The organism is Collinsella aerofaciens (genome assembly GCF_018785245.1).
Taxonomy (GTDB): domain Bacteria; phylum Actinomycetota; class Coriobacteriia; order Coriobacteriales; family Coriobacteriaceae; genus Collinsella; species Collinsella aerofaciens_AD.
Map to the genome: position 1 here is coordinate 42,047 of NZ_WQPL01000007.1, position 17,298 is coordinate 59,344.

The following is a 17,298-nucleotide window of genomic DNA, read 5'->3' on the forward strand; positions in this document are numbered from 1 at the left end:
CCCAACCGGTGGGCGTATATACTTAACGAGGTTCTTTCTATAAAGGAGACGCTATGCCGAATGTCCCCACGATCACACCGGGCCCGGATGATACCGAGAACACGCCCGAAGGTGCCACCGAAACGATTCCTCTGATTACACACGTACATGCCGACAAGCAGAACGGACGCACGAACGATGCGGCCGAGATTTCCGATGAAGAGGCATATGCCAAGCTCAAGGCAAAACATGCCGAACGTCGACGCAAAAAGCTGATTCGACGCGGTATTGCCGCCGGCGTCGTGGGCGCCATCGCGCTCATTGCCATTGTCGCAACCCTTGTTATCAATGCGCAGCCACAGGGCGCTAGCGGGCCTGTGACCGACATGGTAACTGAGGGCACGTTTACCACAACGGTCGAGGCGAAAGGCCAGCTCAAACCCATTTCGTCCTCAGTGGTCTCCCCTTCTGTCGACGGCACGGTCGATTCGATCAACGTGCAGGCAGGCCAATCCGTCAACGAGGGCGACGTGCTTATGACCATTAAAAACGACGAGCTCGATCGCAGCGTTGCCGAGGCGCAGCGTGCAGTTGCAGCTGCCCAGGAAGACCTCGCCAACGCGCAGAAAGCCGCAGCTGCCGCGCAGGCCACCCCAACGACGGACGTCGATGGAGCTTCCGCAGCGGCTGGCGTCTCCGACGCATCAGCGGACACGAACGCCGTATCGGCCGCGCAGCGCAGCCTCGCATCGGCCCAGGCAAACCTCGATCAGGCGAACGCCAAGGCAGCCAGCCGTACGGTCACGGCCCCAAGCTCGGGCAGCATCGTGGAACTCAACGCCAAAGTGGGCGCCACGGTTACAGGCGGCATGATCATGGGCGAAAGCGATACGAGCGGCGGCAAGCAGTGCATGCAGATCGCCGACCTGTCCAAGATGAAGGTGACCGTGCAGGTGGGCGAAAAGGACATCGCCAAGATCGCCGTTGGGCAGAGCGCCAACGTCACGTATCCCGCGTTTCCCGATATCGTGAGCCAGGGAACGGTCACGGCCATCGCCTCGGTGGCAAACTCCGACGCCGCCAACGGTGGCGGCGGCAGCGTAACCTTTAACGTCGACATCCTCATCGAGGCGCCCGACGTGCGCCTCAAACCGGGCATGACGGCCGAGGTCTCGGTGGTAACCGAGCAGCTCGACGACGTAGTGATGGTTCCGACGATGGCGCTCATGACCGAAGACGGCGAACACTATTACGTCAACGTGGCAACCGACGACGAGGGCAAGCAATCCCGTCGCGTGAAGGTGACCGTCGTAACGCAAAACGACAACGAAGCCGTAGTCGGCAAGACGCAGGTCAAGCGCGACGACCAGGGCAACGAGATCAACCCCAACGTGCCGGTTACCAAGCTGCACGATGGCGACGCCCTCGTCATGGACACCGGAGCGGACGCAACGGCTGACAGCGGCTACAGCGCGGATTCGGGCAGTATGTCTGACGATGAGGGCATGTAATGCGCCCCGTCATCGACATTCGCAACGTGCATCGCATCTTTGAGAGCGAGGCGGGGTGCGCCCACATCTTGCACAACGTGAGCCTTGCGGTAAATCCCGGCGAGTTCGTCGCCATTACCGGCCCCTCGGGCTCGGGCAAATCAACGCTCATGAACATCCTAGGCTGTCTGGACAAACCGACGGCGGGCGACTATTACCTGCAAGGGCTCAACGTGGCCGAGCTCGATGATGACGAGCTCACCGAAGTTCGCGCCCTGAGCATTGGCTTTGTCTTTCAGAGCTTCAACCTGCTGCCGCGCCTGTCGGTTATCGAAAACGTCATGCTACCGCTGGCCTATACCAATGTGCCCCGTAGCCAGCGCGAAATGCGCGCCGTGCACGCGCTACAGGCCGTCACACTACCGATCGACCACTGGGACCACCGTATATCCGAGCTCTCGGGCGGCCAGATGCAGCGTGTCGCCATCGCACGCGCCCTCGTCAATGACCCGCCCATCATCCTGGCCGATGAGCCGACGGGAAACCTGGACTCCGCGACCGGAGCGCTTGTGATGGAAACCTTCCATAAGCTCCAGAAGCGCGGCAAAACCATCGTGCTCATCACACACGACCCCGGCATCGCCGCCGAGGCCGACCGTGCCGTGACCATCCGCGACGGTCGCATTCACGACGGCGCGTATATTCCACATGCACCGCGGACCCTGCGCAGCGCCGTAGATAGCCTGCCCATAATTTCCGCCTCCGCCAACCCGCCGAAAGGAGTGGTGGCATGAGCGCCCGCGATCTCATCCAGGAAGCCCTTCACTCGCTCGAGGCCAACAAGGGGCGCAGCCTGCTCACCATCCTGGGCATTGTCATCGGCATCGCCTCGGTTATTGCCATGACTTCGCTCATCGGCGGCATCCAAAACAGCTTGGTCAACAGCCTGGGCCTCAACGCAGCTCGTATGGTTCAGATCTATTCGTCCCAAGAACTCACCGATTCTGACGTTCAGAAGCTTCAAAAACTAGTGCCGCAGATAGAGCAGATCGGAATTGTCGACAGCGCGTACACCGAGTACAAGACCGGCGATAAAAGCTATACCGTCATGGCACAGGGCGTCGATAGCGACATGCTCGACGCGGTGGGGGCCGGCAAGCTCGTTGCGGGGCGTACCTATTCCCAGGCCGAGTCCCAATCAGGCTCGCGCGTGGCGCTCATCAGCCGCGGCGGCGCCGATCAGCTTTACGGCAACGAACAGGATGCGCTGGGGAAAACCATCAAGGTGTCCAACGGCGAGGTGCAGATTGTAGGCGTGATTGATGGCGGCAGCGACTCCATGGGCTCGCTCACGCTGTATATGCCACGCGAAACTATCTCCGGACTATTTGGCGATGAAAATCCTTCATTCCCCAGCGTGACGGCACTTGCCGCCGAGGGCACGGACATGGATGAGCTTTGTAAGACCATCGAGTCCAAGGTGCGCGCGATGAAGGGCATCGGGGAGGAGGATGAGTACGACAGCGTATCGGCGACCTCCATGAAAAGCGCTATCGATGCACTCAACTCCTTTATGGGCGCATTCTCGCTCATCATGGGTGCTGTCGCCAGCATCTCGCTGCTTGTCGGCGGTATCGGCATTATGAATATGATGCTCACCAACGTAACGGAACGCATCCGCGAGATCGGTATTCGCCGTGCCCTGGGCGCCAGTCGTCGCGATATCACCGCGCAGTTTTTGGCCGAGTCCTCGGCGCTGTGCGTCACTGGCGGCATTCTGGGCGTCGTGATTGGCTATCTGCTGGCCTGGGGGCTCACGTTCTTTGCCGCAAGCTCGGGCATCATGAGCGAGTTTGGAGCCACCGGGACGATCACGCCAAGCTTCTCCATTACGACCGTGTTGATCGCGTTTGCCGTCTCCGTCGGCATCGGAGTAATATTTGGCTTCTACCCCGCTCGCCGCGCAGCAAAGCTCGACCCGGTGGAGTGCCTACGCTACCAGTAAGCCACCACCAACAAGTTGCGGTGAATTAGGGACTGATTATGCTATCTAGCAGCAAAAACAGACACTATTTCACCGCAACTTATTGAAGGGCTGCTTGCGCCAGTTCCGGGCGTCGTCCTCGAGCTATTGGCGGATGACGGGCTTGTACGGGTCGAGCTTGCTCGGGGCGCTCCTCCTCGCGGGCGGGAGGGCGCGCAGGCGCGGCGAGCGCCTAGCGCGCGAACTCCCGTAAGAGCGCGTCTTCCACTTCCCGAAGCGAAAGGGCCCCGCCTCCCTCGGCGGGACGGGCGACCACAATACAGCGCGCTCCCACGTCGCGCGCGGAGGCGATCTTCTCGGCCGTGCCGCCTACGGTTCCCGAGTCCTTGGTCACAAGCCACTGGGCGCCCACCTGCCGAAGCATCGCCTCGTTGAGCTCGCGGGTGAAGGGCCCCTGCATGCCGATGACGTGCGACGGCGAAAACCCCGCGTCGATGCACTTCGTTATAGCACCGGGCAGCGGGAGAACACGCACGAAGAAGCGCTCCGCGAAATCGGCGACGCGCGTGTAGGGAGCAAGCTCCTTGCTCCCCGTCGTGAGAAGCGCGCGACCTGGGTTCTCGGAGAGAAAGCGCGCCGCACAGGCGATCGACGCGACCGACACGACGCCTTTGGGCAGCGCCTCGACCGGGCGCGTAAGGCGCAGGCATCGTGCACCCACGGCGAGCGAAGCGGCCCGGATGTTGCCGCTTGCGAGCGTAGCGAAGGGATGCGTGGCGTCGACGACGATGCGCGCGCCGGAAAGCTCGCGCTCCATGTCGGCCTCGTCGAGCCTGCCCGCATGCACCTCGATGCCCGGAAGCTCGCCCAAAAGCTCGCCTCCGTACTCGGTTGCCGCGTAGGCACGAGCGGGGATGCCCGCCCCGCTCGCCCATTCGCACAGAAGGCGGCCCTCGGTGGTGCCGGCGAAGATGCGCAGCGCCGGCGCGGATGCGGGCGCCGTCACTTCGGGCCGCCTGGGCGCGTGATCTCGTAGAGCAGCGCGTTCATAATGGCGGCCGCCACGGTCGAGCCGCCCTTGCGACCCCTCGCGACGATGGCTGGCACGCGTCGTGCGAGTAGCTCCTCTTTCGCCTCGACAACGTTCACAAACCCAACCGGCACCCCAACGACGAGCGCGGGCGAGATCTTCCCCGCGTCCATGAGCTCGGCGAGGCGCAGAAGTGCTGTGGGAGCGTTGCCGACGGCCACGATGAGCGGACCCTCGATGCCGCAAGCTTTGTCCATGCTCGCAACGGCGCGAGTCGTGCCCGCGGCGCGCGCCGTTGCGGCGACATCCGGGTCAGCCATGTAGCACACGGCCTGGCAGCCGATCTTCGCGAGCGCGGGCTTGCTTATGCCTGCGAGCGCCATGTTCGTGTCGGTGAGCACCGTGGCCCCTGCGCGCAGTGCGTCGAGCGCACAGTGCGCGGCGTCATGGGTGAACACGAGGGAATCGGCGTACGTGAAGTCGGCAGTGGTGTGGATGACGCGCTTCACGACGGGCTCTTCGAGCGGCGGGAACGTGCGGCCGCCGAGCTCTTCGGTGATGATCTCGAAGCTGCGCCGCTCGATGTCGCCGGGCGCCATCTCCTTGGAATCCATCTAGTACTCCACTCCTTCCCTTGCACATATCCCCTGAGCGTAGGGGTGTTTCTCGCACCGCATCTCGGTTATGTAGTCGGCCTTCTCCACGATCTTGCGGGAAGGCGCGCGCCCGGTAAGCGCTACTTCGACGCCGCGCGCGGACATATCGAGCGCGCGATCCACGAGCGCCTCGTCGACAAGCCCCTTCGAAAGCGCGTCGAGCGCCTCGTCGAGCACGAGCAGCCCCTCCTGCACGCCCTCGAGCTCGGCGAGCGCGAAAGCGAGGTTCCCATCGTGCAGCTCGCGCGTCGCGGCAAGTTCTTCCGACGTCATCGACCAGGTAAACTTGTCCGACGCCTTCCCCGCGAACACGGGCACGCCGAAATGCTCGGCGAGCAGGCGCGCCTCCCCGCTTTCGCCGTCTTTCAGGAACTGCACGACGACGACGCGGCGGCCTGCGGCGAGCATGCGAAGGGCGAGGCCCATCGCCGCCGTGGTCTTGCCTTTGCCGTCGCCATGATACACGTGGATCATACGCCCTCCTCGATAATGCGGTAGAGATACTCCATGTCGAGCGCCCCGCGCACGGCGTCGGCCAGGCGGTCGAACTCGCGCGCACGGTGATCGGCCGCGGACGCCACGCCCGCAGCACCCACGACGCTCTCGGGCAGACCGCGCATGCGCGCGAGCGAGCGCGCGAGGGCGAGCGCCACCCCCGGTTCGTCGAACAGGCCATGGAGATAGGTTCCGAACAAGTTTCCGCAGGCCGCGCCTTCTGGTTTGCCGCCAATCGTGCCCACAGAGGCGCAGGAGACGGTCGTTTCGCCGTCGTGAATCTCGTACCCGCGCGCCGTCATGCCGTTCCACACCGAGAACGCGCCTTGGGCGCCCGTGATGCGCAGCTCCGAGTGGGCGAGGCGCTTTTCCTCCTTGAACACCGTACTTGCCGGGATGAGCCCGAGCCCGCGCGCGGTGCCAGTGCCTTCCCTGCCGTGCGGGTCGGAAAGCTCGTCTCCCAAAAGCTGGTAGCCTCCGCATATGCCGAGCACCGGCGTGCCCGCGCCCGAAAGCGCGCGTACACAGGCTCCGATGCCGCTAGCCGCAAGCCAGCGCGCGTCGTCGAGCGTGGACTTCGAGCCGGGAAGCACCACCAGGTCGGGTCGGCCCAGATCGGTCGTCGAGGAAACGTAGCGCACGCCCACGCCGGGCACGCGCGAAAGCGGGTCGAAGTCGGTGAAGTTCGACAGATGCGGAAGGCGCACGACGGCGACGTCGATGACGCCGCGCGCCTCGCGGGCAGATAGGCGCGGCGCGAGCGAGTCCTCGTCGTCCAGGTCGAGCGCAAGATACGGCACGACCCCCACGACGGGAACCCCGCACATCTTCTCGAGCGGAGCCAAACCCGGGCGCAAGATTTTTATATCGCCGCGGAACTTGTTCACCACAAGCCCCCGCAAAAGCGCGCGGTGCTCGGGTGCAAGGAGCGCGACCGTGCCGTAGAGCTGGGCAAACACCCCGCCTGGGTCGATGTCGCCCGCGAGCAGCACGGGGGAGGACACGGCGCGCGCGAGCCCCATGTTGACGATGTCGTTTTCGGCAAGGTTGATTTCGGCGGGGCTGCCGGCGCCCTCGATGACGATGACGTCGTTTTCCTCCACGAGCGAATCGAACGCCTCCAAAATCTGCGGCATGAGCGCCTTCTTTCGCGCGAAGTAGTCCCTCGCAGCGAAGGCTCCCTGCGCCTTGCCGGCCACGATGAGCTGGCTTCGGTGGTCGCTTTCGGGCTTGAGCAGGATGGGGTTCATGCGCACGTCGGGCGCGATGCCGCACGCCTCGGCCTGCATGATCTGGGCGCGCCCCATCTCGAGCCCGTCGGCCGTGACACCGCTGTTGAGCGCCATGTTCTGGCTCTTGAAGGGAGCCACGCGCAGGCCGTCCTGCGCAAGCACGCGGCACAGCCCCGTCGCAAGCAGGCTCTTCCCCGCGTTCGACATGGTGCCCTGGATCATGATGGGCTTCGCCCTACCCACGGGTATCGACCCCCTTCGCCGAGCCTCGGCCATCCGCGCCCGCCATCGCGCCGCTACAAGAAGCGCCGCCCCGTTCGTCGGGTTCGCCTTCGTCCGATGCGCCTTCCGCCCGAAGCGCGCGGCTGAACGCCATCGCAAGCCGGGCGTTCTCCTTGCGCGTGCGCACCGCGACGCGGCACCAGAAACGGGACAGTACCGAAAACGAGTCGCACGTGCGGACCAAAACCCCCTGATTATACAGACGCTCGGGGATGTCTTTCGCCGGCGTGCGGACTAAAAGGAAGTTCGCATCCGACGGCACGACGGAAAGCCCGAGCGAGGAGAGCTCGTGGGAAAGCCACGCTCGCTCGCCCGCCAATACATCGCGCGTGCGCGAGACGTATTCGACGTCTTCCAGGGCGGCGATGCCCGCGGCCTCGGCGACCGAGGAGACGGGCCACGCCTGCCCCGCCCGGCGAATCCCCTCGATGAGTTTAGCGTTTCCGCTGATCAGATATCCCAACCGCAACCCCGCCATTCCGTAGAGCTTTGTGAACGCGGAGAGCACGGCCACATGGCGCGAACACGCGGCGCGTGCGGCCACGCTCCTTTCGCGGGCGTCGGGCGCAAATCCGAGGAAGCACTCGTCCACGACGAGCAGCGCTCCCACCTGCTCGCAGCGGCAAACCGCGGCATCGATCACGCGGGGGTCGACGAGGCGCCCCGTCGGGTTGTTCGGATTGCAGAGGTACGCCACGTCTCCCGGCCCCTCGATCGCGCGGGCGAAGGAGGCGGGCACGTCGAAGTCGTCCGCTTCGGAGAGCGGGAGCTCCTGCACGCATGCGCCGTAGTACGATGCCGCCTCCGCATATTCAGAGAACGTCGGCGCGCACACGACGATGCGTTTCGGGCGCACCGCCGCGGCGAGCCGCCAGATGATGTCGGACGCGCCCGCGCCGCAGACGATAGTATCTTCGGGAATGCCCTGGGCGCGCGCTAGGGCGCGAACGAGGGCGCGGCTTTCCCTATCGGGGTAGGCGTCGATTCGAGAAAGCGCCTTGCAAGCTGCGGCGACGGCGCGCGGCGAGGGGCCTGCCGGATTCACGTTCACCGAGAAGTCAATGAGGTCGGAGGCGCCCCCTTCGCAAGCGATGCCGAGCGATTGCGAGCTGCCCCCATGCGCACGGGCGCGCAGGATTCCCCCGGCAGCCCGGGACGCGGCGTGGTCTTCCCTCATGCCATCGCCCCCACGGCGAGCACGACCGCCGCGCGCGCGGCGCCGAAGACGACGAGCGCGCATACGGACGCGGCGAGCATGAGCCTTGTCGCCCGGGCGATGTCGCCCCACTCGATTTCACGGGACGCGTCGCCTATCGTCGGTTTCTCAAAGAGCTTGCCGAAATACACCGCAGGTCCTGCCAGGCGCAGCCCGAGCGCGCCCGCGCACGCTGACTCGGTCTGCGCAGAGTTGGGGCTCGCATGGCGACGCCTGTCGCGGCGCCAGATGCGCGCCGCCCCGCGCGCGTCAAGCCCGACGATCGGGCACACGGCGATCATGAGCAGGGCCGATAAGCGCGAGGGAATCCAGTTCACCGCATCGTCGAGGCGCGCCGAGGCGCAGCCGAAGTCGATGTAGCGCTCGTTTATGTAGCCCACCATGCTGTCGAGCGTGTTCACTGCCTTGTACGCCATGCCCAAGGGCGCACCCCCGATCATAAGATAAAAAAGCGGCGCGATGACGCCGTCGCTCGCGTTCTCCGCCACCGTTTCCACGGCGGCGCGCGCAACGCCCTGCTCGTCGAGAACAGACGTGTCGCGTCCCACGATGAGCCCGACGGCTTCGCGCGCCGCGACAAGGCCGCCCTTCGAGAACGCGCGGGCCACGGCCAGGCTCTGGCGGCGCAGCTCGCATGCCGCGAGAATCTGATAGCTCGCCCATGCCTCGGCCACGAAGCGCAAGCCGGAGTGAACCATGCCGCAAAGATGCAGGATTCCCCAGGTCAAAAGCCCACACGCAAGCGGAAGCGCCACGGCGAGCACAAGCCCTGCGGCGCGCGTGCCCGCGGACGTTTGCGGGAATGCGCGCCGCAGGCGGCCTTCGGCCCACGTGATCGCGCGCCCCATGGCGACGACGGGATGAGGAAGCCAGCGCGGGTCGCCGAAGGCAAGGTCGGCCGCGAACCCGGCGGCGACGGCAAGAATCGTCATCACCGGGCATCGCCCCCCGAAGCGGGGCGAACGTCGCGAAGGCAGCGCCCATCCCAGGTGGCGGCCCATGCGCCGCCCGGCTCGGTATGCACGTCGAAATATCCCATTTTCGGGACAGCTAGCTCGGAGAGCAGCGCTTTCACGGTACCCGCGTGAACGACGAAGACGGCGCGCCCACTCCCCTGGGCGCGCTCCGATTCGCACGCCTCCCGAAACGCCGCGACGACGCGGCGGGTGAAATCGCTCTTGCCCTCGCCATGCGGGCAGCGCGTATCGCACCAGGAGTCTACCCAGGCGCGGTAGCGCACATCCTCTTTAAGCTCGGCGGCGCTTCGCCCCTCGAAGTCACCGAAATCCATCTCGCGCAGACCGGGGCACGCCATAAGCTCCGCGTTCGGGAAGAGGATGCGCGCCGTCTGGTCGGTGCGGGCCATGCCGCTCGTGATAACACGGAACACGTCACGATCGCACGCGAGGTCGCGCAAAGCGCGCTCGCCCGCGCTCGACAGGGGCTCGTCGGTGCCCGCCCCGCTGTAGCGATGGTCTTCCGTGCCCGCCGTGGCACCATGGCGCACGAAGACGACTTCCAAAGGCGCGCCCGCGCCCTGCGTCCCTCGAGGCGCATCGGCAAGGTTTCCTTTGATGACCTGGGGAATCCCGCACGTCATGCGTACGACGACGTCGGCGCGCGCAGCGAGCGCGCATCCTAGGCGCCCCGCGCGCTCGCGCCATTGGGCGTCTTCCGCACGCATGGGGACGACCCCCGAGCCGACCAAGGGCAGAATCACTGCGTCGAAGCCGATCAGCCGCTCGAGCGCCCGGTCAGCGTCGAGCGCGCGTACGAGTTCCTCAGCACGGTACGCGACACGGCCGGCAAAAGCCGCGGGCACGCCGCCCTCCGCAAGCTGCGCCGCGTCGACGAAATCGTCCGCCGCGAACCCGAGCTTTTCGCGCACGAAGGTCCTCTTCCCCGAATGCGCGCCACCTACCACGAGAATCATAGGAGCATGCCCCCCGCCACCAGCATGGCAAGCATCGCGAGCTCGGCCCATTGCAGAAACCATCCGGCCAAATCACCCGTCACCCCGCCGAAGCGGGACAGGGCAACATGGCGGTACCAAGCGAGCGCCAAAAGCCCCGCCACCGCCATAAGGGCGCCGACGGCCCGAGCGCACGCGACCATCCCTGCAGCCGAAGCCGTAGCAAAAGCGCAAAGCGGCACGACGATCGCCGCGCGCTTCTTCGCAGGCGAGAGCCCCGCGGCCATGCCGTCCGCCCGCGCGGCAGGCCAGCATTCTACGGCGAGCCCCGAAAGCGCGCGGGAGAACACGAGCGAGCACAGAAGCGCGAGGAACGCCCCCGCCGTAAGCGGCAGCGCGGTGAACAGGGAAAACTGCAGAATAAGGTACACAACAACACCGATGACCCCGAAGGCGCCCGCCCGCGGGTCGTGCATGATCTCGAGCTTTCGCTCGCGCGGGGCCCAACTTGCAAGCGCATCGGAGGTGTCGCAGAGCCCGTCTAGGTGGATGCCTCCCGTCACCACCACAGGCAGCGTCACGAGCACGGCCGCGACGATGGTTGCGGGCACGCCGAGCAGGTTCGCCACGTACCCCCACGCCGTCATGAGGAAGCCTTCCGCAAGGCCCACCAGGGGAAACGCGGCAAGCGCATGGGTTGATCCGAAATCGGTCCAGGCCGATTTCGGGACGGGGATGCGCGAGAACGTTCCGAACGCCGCGCCGATTGCCTCTGCTATCTTCACCTTGTAGGTCCTTCGCCTTTCATCCACACGGGAATCCCGCATACCACTTCGACTGCGCGGTCGGCCAGCGCCGCCACGCCCGCGTTCACGCGCGCGAGCGCGCGCCTCCATGCCTCGGTCCCCTCATCGTAGCGTATCCCATCGGCGAACACGTCGACGGAGACCACCACCGTATACGCAGCGGCCTGAGCGAGCCGTTCAATGCCCCCGAGCACCTCGCGCGCCGCAGCGTCGGGGTCACGTGGGGACAAGCCGCCTTCCGCGAAGAGCTCGTTCGCAACCAGGTTGCCCACGTCCTCCAAAAGAAGCGTGCAGCCGCGCGGAAGCCCGGGCACTGCGGCGCCCACGTCACGCGTGCGCTCGAGGGTGGAAAACCCCTTGCCCTCGCGCAGCGCCCGATGGCGCGCGATGCGGCGGGCGCCCTCTTCCCCGAAGGGCTCCATCGTTGCCAGGTACACACGGGGGCCGTCGTGCCCGAGGCACAGGGACTCGGCGTAGGCACTCTTGCCGCTCGCGGCGGCGCCGATAACGAGCGTCACCGTCATTTCCCGGCCTCGAAATGCTCGTAAGCAGCCATGCCGGTCGCCGTGAACGTCTTCCCATCCCGGTACACGCGCAGCGCCGAATCCAGAAGGGGCAGATACGCCATGGCGCCCGCGCCCTCGCCCAAGTGCATGCCTGCGTCGAGGGGTGCCTTTATGCCGAGCTCGCGAAGGAGCTCCTGGCTTGCGGGTTCGCTTGATGCGTGGGTGCCCACGAGGTAGCCCAAGGCGTTGGGACACAGGCGCGCCGCGCACAGGGCCGCCGTGCAGGATATGACCCCGTCGAGGAGCGCCGGCGCCTTCGAGGCCGCGGCCCCCAGGTAGAAGCCGCACATCGCCGCGATGTCGAAGCCGCCCACCTTCGAGAGCACGTCGATCGGGTCGGCGGGATCGGGCGAGTTCGCATCGATAGCGCGCTCGACCACGTCGCGCTTGCGCGCGAGTGAGGCGTCCGAGAGCCCCGCGCCGCGCCCGACGAGGCTTCGCGCGTCCGCCCGGATGAGCACTGCGGCCACCGCCGCCGAGGTGGTCGTGTTGCCGATGCCCATCTCGCCCGCGGCGAGAAGGCGCACACCGGCGCGGACAAGTCCGCACGCGACGGCGATTCCGACCTCGATCGCGCGCACGGCCCCATCGCGAGACATAGCGGAGCCGTGCGCGATATTGCCGCTCCCCCGCCGCACGTTCGCGCGCACCATGCGCGCGTCTTCTATGCCCCGGGCCATACCCACGTCGACGGGCACGACCTCGGCACCCGCGAACGCCGCCATGCGGCAGGCGCTCGTGGCCCTCTCGCACATGTTGCGCGCGACGGCTCGCGTCACGTCTTGCCCGCTTTGCGACACACCTTCGGCAACGACCCCGTTGTCGGAGAAGAATACCGCGAGCGCACGGGGAAACTCGGCCACCTCGGCGCTCCCCTGAGCTGCGGCGATACACGCGACGGCGTCTTCAAAGTCGCCCAATCCCCCCAAGGGGTGCGCGATGGAATCCCACGCGGCGTACGCGGCAGCGCGGGCGCACTCGTCTGCGGGCGCGATGCGGGAGAGCGCGGCTTCGAGCGCGGCGCCCGGCGCCGACGAGAACGCGCGCCCGACTTCCTCGCGGATGCAGGCAAGCACGGTTTCGATTGCTTCAGCCATGCCGTCTCCTCTCTTCGAACGACGCTGCGGCAGACGCGAACGCGCGCGCAACGTCGGGGTTCGCAGGATAGTAAACATGTGGAAAGCCCGCCACCAGGGACGGGGTGGTCGTCATGCACGGCCAGCCCTTGTCGCGCCGGGGCTTCTGCGCCCAGAAGTCGCCGCCCGGGCAGGTGGACTGCCAGTAGTGGAACTCGTGCGCGCGAATGCGTGTGCCGCGCGGCCCGTAGAGCCCATCGCGTTGGGAAGTAAGCTCCACGTACCCGAAATGGGACAGCCTTCCCCCGTTCTCGCTTGCGCCCTCAAGGGCGCCCGCAACAGGCCAGCGCCGCCCCTCGCTATCGGCGATTTCGCGCTGCAGGTACAGAAACCCACCGCATTCGGCGACCGTCGGCATGCCGGATTCCACCGCGCGCCGCACCGCCTCGCGCATCGGCGCGTTCTCGGAGAGCTGCCGCGCATGGAGCTCCGGGTAGCCGCCCCCCAGATAGAGGGCGCTTGTCCCCCGGGGCAACTCGCCATCACACAGGGGGCTGAAAAAGGCCAGCTCGCAACCCAGGTCCTCGAGCGCGTGCAGGTTCTCCTCGTAGTAGAACGAGAACGCCTCGTCACGCGCGACGGCGACGATGGGCCGCGCTCCCGCGATCGGCTTCAACCGGTAAGGTTCCTCGCGGATATCGGGTGCCGTCGCCGCTATTTCGAGCAAGCGGTCGACGTCGACGCTCTTTTCCACCAGCTCGGCCATCTTGTCGATGCGCGCGGAGAGCTGCTCGACCTCGTCGGCGGTCACAAGCCCCAGATGCCGGCTATCGAGCGAGAACGCCTCGTCGGCGGGAATATTCCCCAAAACCGCGACGCCCGTGTGCTTCTCGATCGCAGGCGCCGCGTAGGCGCAGGCAGCGGCGCTCGTCTTGTTCAGCATGACGCCGCGCACGTTCGCACAAGGCAGGAACTCGGCGATGCCGCGGATTACGGCGGCGAGCGATAAAGACGCCCCGCGCCCGTTCACCACTAAAACGACCGGCGTTTCCGTATCGCGCGCAACCTGGTAGCTGCTCGCGTCGGCCACGCCGGGCGCCATGCCGTCGTAGAAGCCCATGACCCCCTCGAGCACCGCAACATCCGCGCCCGCGGCGCCGCGGGCGAGCAGGGCGCGCAGCGTCGGGGCGTCGGTGAAGAAGCCGTCTAAGTTGCCCGAGCGCGCACCCACGACGCGGCGATGAAAGAGCGGGTCAATGTAGTCGGGGCCGCATTTGAAGGCCGCGCATGCAAGGCCGCGGCGCGCGAGCGCGCGCAGGAGCGCGCACGTTACGACCGTCTTGCCGCTCCCGCTCGAGGGCGCAGCGACCATGAAGCGCGGGATGGACGTGCTCACCGGGCGCCGCCTTCCCCACCTGCACCACGCGCGCTGACGAGGAACACGGGGTTTTGCGCCTTCATAAGATGGTGCGAGCCTACAGCCTCGGCGCGGGCGGCCGACACCTGGCACGCCTCGAACCCCTTAAAGCGCGAACCCGAGAGGAGCGCGCACGCCTCGGTGAGCGTCTCAACGGTGACGCATGGCACGCACAGACGAACCTGCGAGTTCTTCTCGAGCGCCGCCTCCACGATGGAGGGAAGCTCGCCCGCGCTCCCGCCGACGAACACGGCGTCGGGGACGGGCAGTTTCGCGAGCGCTTCGGGGGCGACACCGGGGACCGCATGCACGTTGCCGCACCCAAATGCATCCGCGTTCTCTCGGATGAGCCGCACGCCGGCCGCGTTGCGCTCGACCGCCCATACCGACCCCGCTCGCGCGACGAGCGCCGCCTCGATCGACACGCTCCCCGTGCCGGCGCCGACGTCCCACACGGTGTCGGTCGCGGTAAGGCGCAGTTTCGCGAGCGCGACGGCGCGCACCTCCTGCTTGGTCATGGGAACGTCGCCACGGATGAAGAGCTCGTCGGGAATGCCCGAGGAAGCGTACGGCCAGCGGGAGCTCGCGGCGCGGGATGCGCCCGCAGAGTCCGCCGCGGAAGAAGCCGCCGCGGGCGCAGACGCGCCGGCCGGCGCCTCGGAGGCTGCGCTAGAGCCCGCAGGCGACCCGGCGCCGCCTGCGGGCTCGATAAGCATCACGTTCAAGTCGTCGAACGTCTGACCTGCGATTTCACTTGCGGTCGCGCAGGTGATGCGCTCGTCGGGGTACGACAGGCGCTCGGCCACCGTCACGCGCGCGTCCCCGAAGCCCGCCTGCACAAGCTCGCCCGAAAGCCGCGAGGGGTCTTCCCCGCCCGACGTGGCGAGGAAGAGCTCACCTGCGCGCTCGGCCTCGGCCACGATGTCGCACGCCACGCCGTGAGCGCTCGCGAAGCGCCAATCCTGCCATGGACGCGCGAGGCGCGCAGCGAGATACGACGCTGAGCTTATGCCGGGAATGACGTGCACGTCCACCTGCGCGTCGCCGGAGAGCGCCTCCACCAGGCGGCGCGCGCCGCTGAACAGCCCCACATCGCCCGTCATCACGACCACGGCGCGCTGCCACGACGCCGCATCGGTGAGCGCGGCGACGATGTCCGCCGTCTTCACGAGCTCGCATCTCACCACGTCGGGCGGCACGTCGATGCCGGCAAGCGCGCGATGAGCGCCGATGACCACGTCGGCGATATCGATCGCGTCGAGCGCCGCGCGCGAGAGCAAGTCGGGGTTTCCGGGCCCCGCCCCGATGATCGTTACCTTTCGCATGGAATCTCCCGATACCCGCGCGGCGTGACCATGCGGCCGCCCACGCGCTTCGTGTCCGCGTTGCCGACGAACACGGTGGTGAACATATCGGCGTCGATCTCCCCCAGCTCAGAGAGCCTGCACATGCCCGACTGCTGCCCCTCGCGCCCGATGTTGCGTACCCAGCCGCAGAACGTGTCGGGGGCCTTCCATTCGAGCATAATCTTCGCCGCGCGTAAGAGCCTGTCGGCGCGCTTTCTGCTGCGCGGGTTGTACAAACAGATGCAGAAGTCGGCGCTCGCCACGGCGGCGAGCCTGCGCTCGATGACCTCCCACGGCGTGAGCAGGTCGGAGAGCGACACGACCGCGAAGTCGTGGGCAAGCGGAGCGCCGAGCACCGCCGACCCGCTCTGAGCCGCGGTGGCCCCGGCGATAACTTCCACGTCTACATCGGGGTAGTCCTCCGCAAGCTCCAGCACGGGGCTCGCCATGCCGTACACGCCCGCGTCACCGCTGCACACGAGCGCCACGGCTTCTCCGCTCTGCGCGCGCGAAAGCGCCAGGCGGCACCGTTCGACCTCGTGCATCATCGGCGTCGCGAGATGCGCCGCGTCGGGCACGGCGGCGAGCGCGAGCTCCACGTATTTCGTGTACCCCACAACGATGTCGGCCGCCTCGAGCGCGCGCCGGGCCGCAATCGTCATGCCGTCGGGGCCGCCCGGGCCGATCCCCACCACGAAGAGCTTTCCCATTACCGCTCCTTAAACGAAAGTTCGATAGTTACCTTGGAAAACGCGACGGTCACGCCGCCGTGAGCGAGCTTCGGGAAGATAAGTTTGCCCCCGTCCGCGAGCGCCGCGCGCTCACACACGTTGTCGACCCCCACCGTCGCGCGCACGAAATCAGATGGCGAAACGCTGCCTTCGACCTGCGACAACTCCTCTGCGGAATACGTCGCAAGCGGGATATTGCGCGCGCGGCAGAAGGCGAGCAGACCCTCCTCGTGCGCCTTCACGTCGATCGTCGCCGCCTCGCGCACGGCCAAAGGCGAGATGCCCGCCTGCCCGCACGCGAGAAGAAACGCCTCCCCGATCGCTTCGGCGCACGCACCGCGACGGCACCCTATGCCCGCAACGATACAGGGCACGACAAGGCGAAGCGGCTCGGGCGCAGGCGCCTGCACCCGCATGCCCGCCGGCATCCCCGTCTCACCGGCGGGCACGACCTCGTCCGTTGTCTCTGCCGCGCGAACGAACGCACCTGCATTCGCGCCAGCGAACGGCGACACGACGATATCGGCCCGAGCGCGGTCGGACGCAATGTCTACCCCCTCAGGCGGCTGTCCCGAAATCGGCATGTCGGAATAGAGCGCCACGCGCCCGCCCGAAAGCAGCCGCGACGACACTCGCTTGATGGCCTCGGGATTCGAAACGGCGAGCCCCGCACAGCGCGCCCACGTATCCACCGCCCACACGCCGCGGACGTCGGTCGCCGTGGTGATGACGGGGATGGCCCCTACCGCGCGTGCCACAGTTTGCGCAAGCTCGTTCGCACCGCCCAAATGCCCCGACAAAAGCGGGACGGCAAAGCGCCCCGCCTCGTCAATCACCACAACCGCGGAATCGGTTGCCTTCGAAGCGACATGCGGCGCGATCGCCCGCACGGCGATGCCCGCCGCGCCCACGAACAGAAGCGCGTCCGACGCTTCCCACGCAAGCGCCGTCCATGCGCGCAGGTCGGCCTTCCCCTCGCCGAACCCGCGCGAAACGGAAACGTCCCAGCCAGGGTCATCTTCACCTGTCTGCGCGCAATCGGAAAGCGCGCGTGCGGTGCGCTCCGCCAACGCATACCCC

General features: G+C 66.9%; 17 protein-coding genes. 3 read left to right on the forward strand and 14 right to left on the reverse strand.

What is annotated here, in order from left to right:
• Positions 1-53: 53 nt before the first annotated feature.
• Genes GPK39_RS01625 through GPK39_RS01635 form a run of 3 tightly spaced genes read left to right on the forward strand, consistent with a single transcriptional unit; the run spans position 54 to position 3,474 of the window.
• Positions 54-1,490 carry an efflux RND transporter periplasmic adaptor subunit gene (locus GPK39_RS01625; RefSeq protein WP_215673523.1) on the forward strand — a complete coding sequence of 479 codons (1,437 nt, stop codon included), beginning with the start codon at positions 54-56 and terminating at the stop codon, positions 1,488-1,490.
• Complete coding sequence (locus GPK39_RS01630) at positions 1,490-2,263, forward strand: ABC transporter ATP-binding protein (RefSeq protein WP_215673524.1); 774 nt, start codon at positions 1,490-1,492, stop codon at positions 2,261-2,263. The genes GPK39_RS01625 and GPK39_RS01630 overlap by 1 nt, the downstream gene beginning before the upstream one ends.
• Positions 2,260-3,474 (forward strand): ABC transporter permease, encoded by a 1,215-nt coding sequence (locus GPK39_RS01635; protein WP_215673525.1) that lies wholly within the window; start codon positions 2,260-2,262, stop codon positions 3,472-3,474. Before GPK39_RS01630 ends, GPK39_RS01635 begins: the two co-directional genes overlap by 4 nt.
• A 211-nt stretch (positions 3,475-3,685) precedes the next feature.
• Here the strand turns inward: GPK39_RS01635 and cobK are convergent, their stop codons facing one another.
• From cobK to GPK39_RS01705, 14 genes are read right to left on the reverse strand one after another with little or no spacing between them, the layout of a single operon-like run.
• Positions 3,686-4,459, reverse strand: coding sequence for a precorrin-6A reductase (gene cobK / locus GPK39_RS01640; RefSeq protein WP_055286487.1), 774 nt, complete (start codon positions 4,457-4,459; stop codon positions 3,686-3,688).
• Complete coding sequence (locus tag GPK39_RS01645; protein ID WP_215673526.1) at positions 4,456-5,097, reverse strand: precorrin-8X methylmutase; 642 nt, start codon at positions 5,095-5,097, stop codon at positions 4,456-4,458. The genes cobK and GPK39_RS01645 overlap by 4 nt, the downstream gene beginning before the upstream one ends.
• Positions 5,098-5,613, reverse strand: coding sequence for a cob(I)yrinic acid a,c-diamide adenosyltransferase (locus tag GPK39_RS01650; protein WP_215673527.1), 516 nt, complete (start codon positions 5,611-5,613; stop codon positions 5,098-5,100). It abuts the gene before it with no gap.
• A complete protein-coding gene (locus GPK39_RS01655) occupies positions 5,610-7,109 on the reverse strand; it encodes a cobyric acid synthase (protein ID WP_338404373.1) in 1,500 nt (499 codons plus the stop codon). Before GPK39_RS01655 ends, GPK39_RS01650 begins: the two co-directional genes overlap by 4 nt.
• Positions 7,102-8,325, reverse strand: coding sequence for a pyridoxal phosphate-dependent aminotransferase (locus tag GPK39_RS01660; protein ID WP_215673529.1), 1,224 nt, complete (start codon positions 8,323-8,325; stop codon positions 7,102-7,104). The genes GPK39_RS01655 and GPK39_RS01660 overlap by 8 nt, the downstream gene beginning before the upstream one ends.
• Positions 8,322-9,296, reverse strand: coding sequence for an adenosylcobinamide-phosphate synthase CbiB (cbiB, locus tag GPK39_RS01665; RefSeq protein WP_215673530.1), 975 nt, complete (start codon positions 9,294-9,296; stop codon positions 8,322-8,324). Before cbiB ends, GPK39_RS01660 begins: the two co-directional genes overlap by 4 nt.
• Complete coding sequence (locus GPK39_RS01670) at positions 9,296-10,297, reverse strand: histidine phosphatase family protein (protein WP_215673531.1); 1,002 nt, start codon at positions 10,295-10,297, stop codon at positions 9,296-9,298. The genes cbiB and GPK39_RS01670 overlap by 1 nt, the downstream gene beginning before the upstream one ends.
• Complete coding sequence (locus GPK39_RS01675; protein ID WP_215673532.1) at positions 10,294-11,061, reverse strand: adenosylcobinamide-GDP ribazoletransferase; 768 nt, start codon at positions 11,059-11,061, stop codon at positions 10,294-10,296. Before GPK39_RS01675 ends, GPK39_RS01670 begins: the two co-directional genes overlap by 4 nt.
• Positions 11,058-11,606, reverse strand: a complete 549-nt coding sequence (locus tag GPK39_RS01680; RefSeq protein WP_215673533.1) for a bifunctional adenosylcobinamide kinase/adenosylcobinamide-phosphate guanylyltransferase — start codon at positions 11,604-11,606, stop codon at positions 11,058-11,060. The genes GPK39_RS01675 and GPK39_RS01680 overlap by 4 nt, the downstream gene beginning before the upstream one ends.
• Positions 11,603-12,745: a nicotinate-nucleotide--dimethylbenzimidazole phosphoribosyltransferase gene (locus GPK39_RS01685; protein WP_215673534.1), complete on the reverse strand. Its 1,143-nt coding sequence runs from the start codon at positions 12,743-12,745 to the stop codon at positions 11,603-11,605. The genes GPK39_RS01680 and GPK39_RS01685 overlap by 4 nt, the downstream gene beginning before the upstream one ends.
• Positions 12,738-14,120 carry a cobyrinic acid a,c-diamide synthase CobB gene (locus GPK39_RS01690; RefSeq protein ID WP_338404374.1) on the reverse strand — a complete coding sequence of 461 codons (1,383 nt, stop codon included), beginning with the start codon at positions 14,118-14,120 and terminating at the stop codon, positions 12,738-12,740. The genes GPK39_RS01685 and GPK39_RS01690 overlap by 8 nt, the downstream gene beginning before the upstream one ends.
• On the reverse strand, positions 14,117-15,466 hold the full coding sequence (gene cbiE, locus GPK39_RS01695; protein WP_215673535.1) for a precorrin-6y C5,15-methyltransferase (decarboxylating) subunit CbiE: 1,350 nt from the start codon (positions 15,464-15,466) through the stop codon (positions 14,117-14,119). Before cbiE ends, GPK39_RS01690 begins: the two co-directional genes overlap by 4 nt.
• On the reverse strand, positions 15,454-16,197 hold the full coding sequence (cobJ, locus tag GPK39_RS01700) for a precorrin-3B C(17)-methyltransferase (RefSeq protein WP_215673536.1): 744 nt from the start codon (positions 16,195-16,197) through the stop codon (positions 15,454-15,456). Before cobJ ends, cbiE begins: the two co-directional genes overlap by 13 nt.
• On the reverse strand, positions 16,197-17,288 hold the full coding sequence (locus GPK39_RS01705; protein WP_252204501.1) for a cobalt-precorrin 5A hydrolase: 1,092 nt from the start codon (positions 17,286-17,288) through the stop codon (positions 16,197-16,199). Before GPK39_RS01705 ends, cobJ begins: the two co-directional genes overlap by 1 nt.
• Positions 17,289-17,298: the final 10 nt, after the last annotated feature.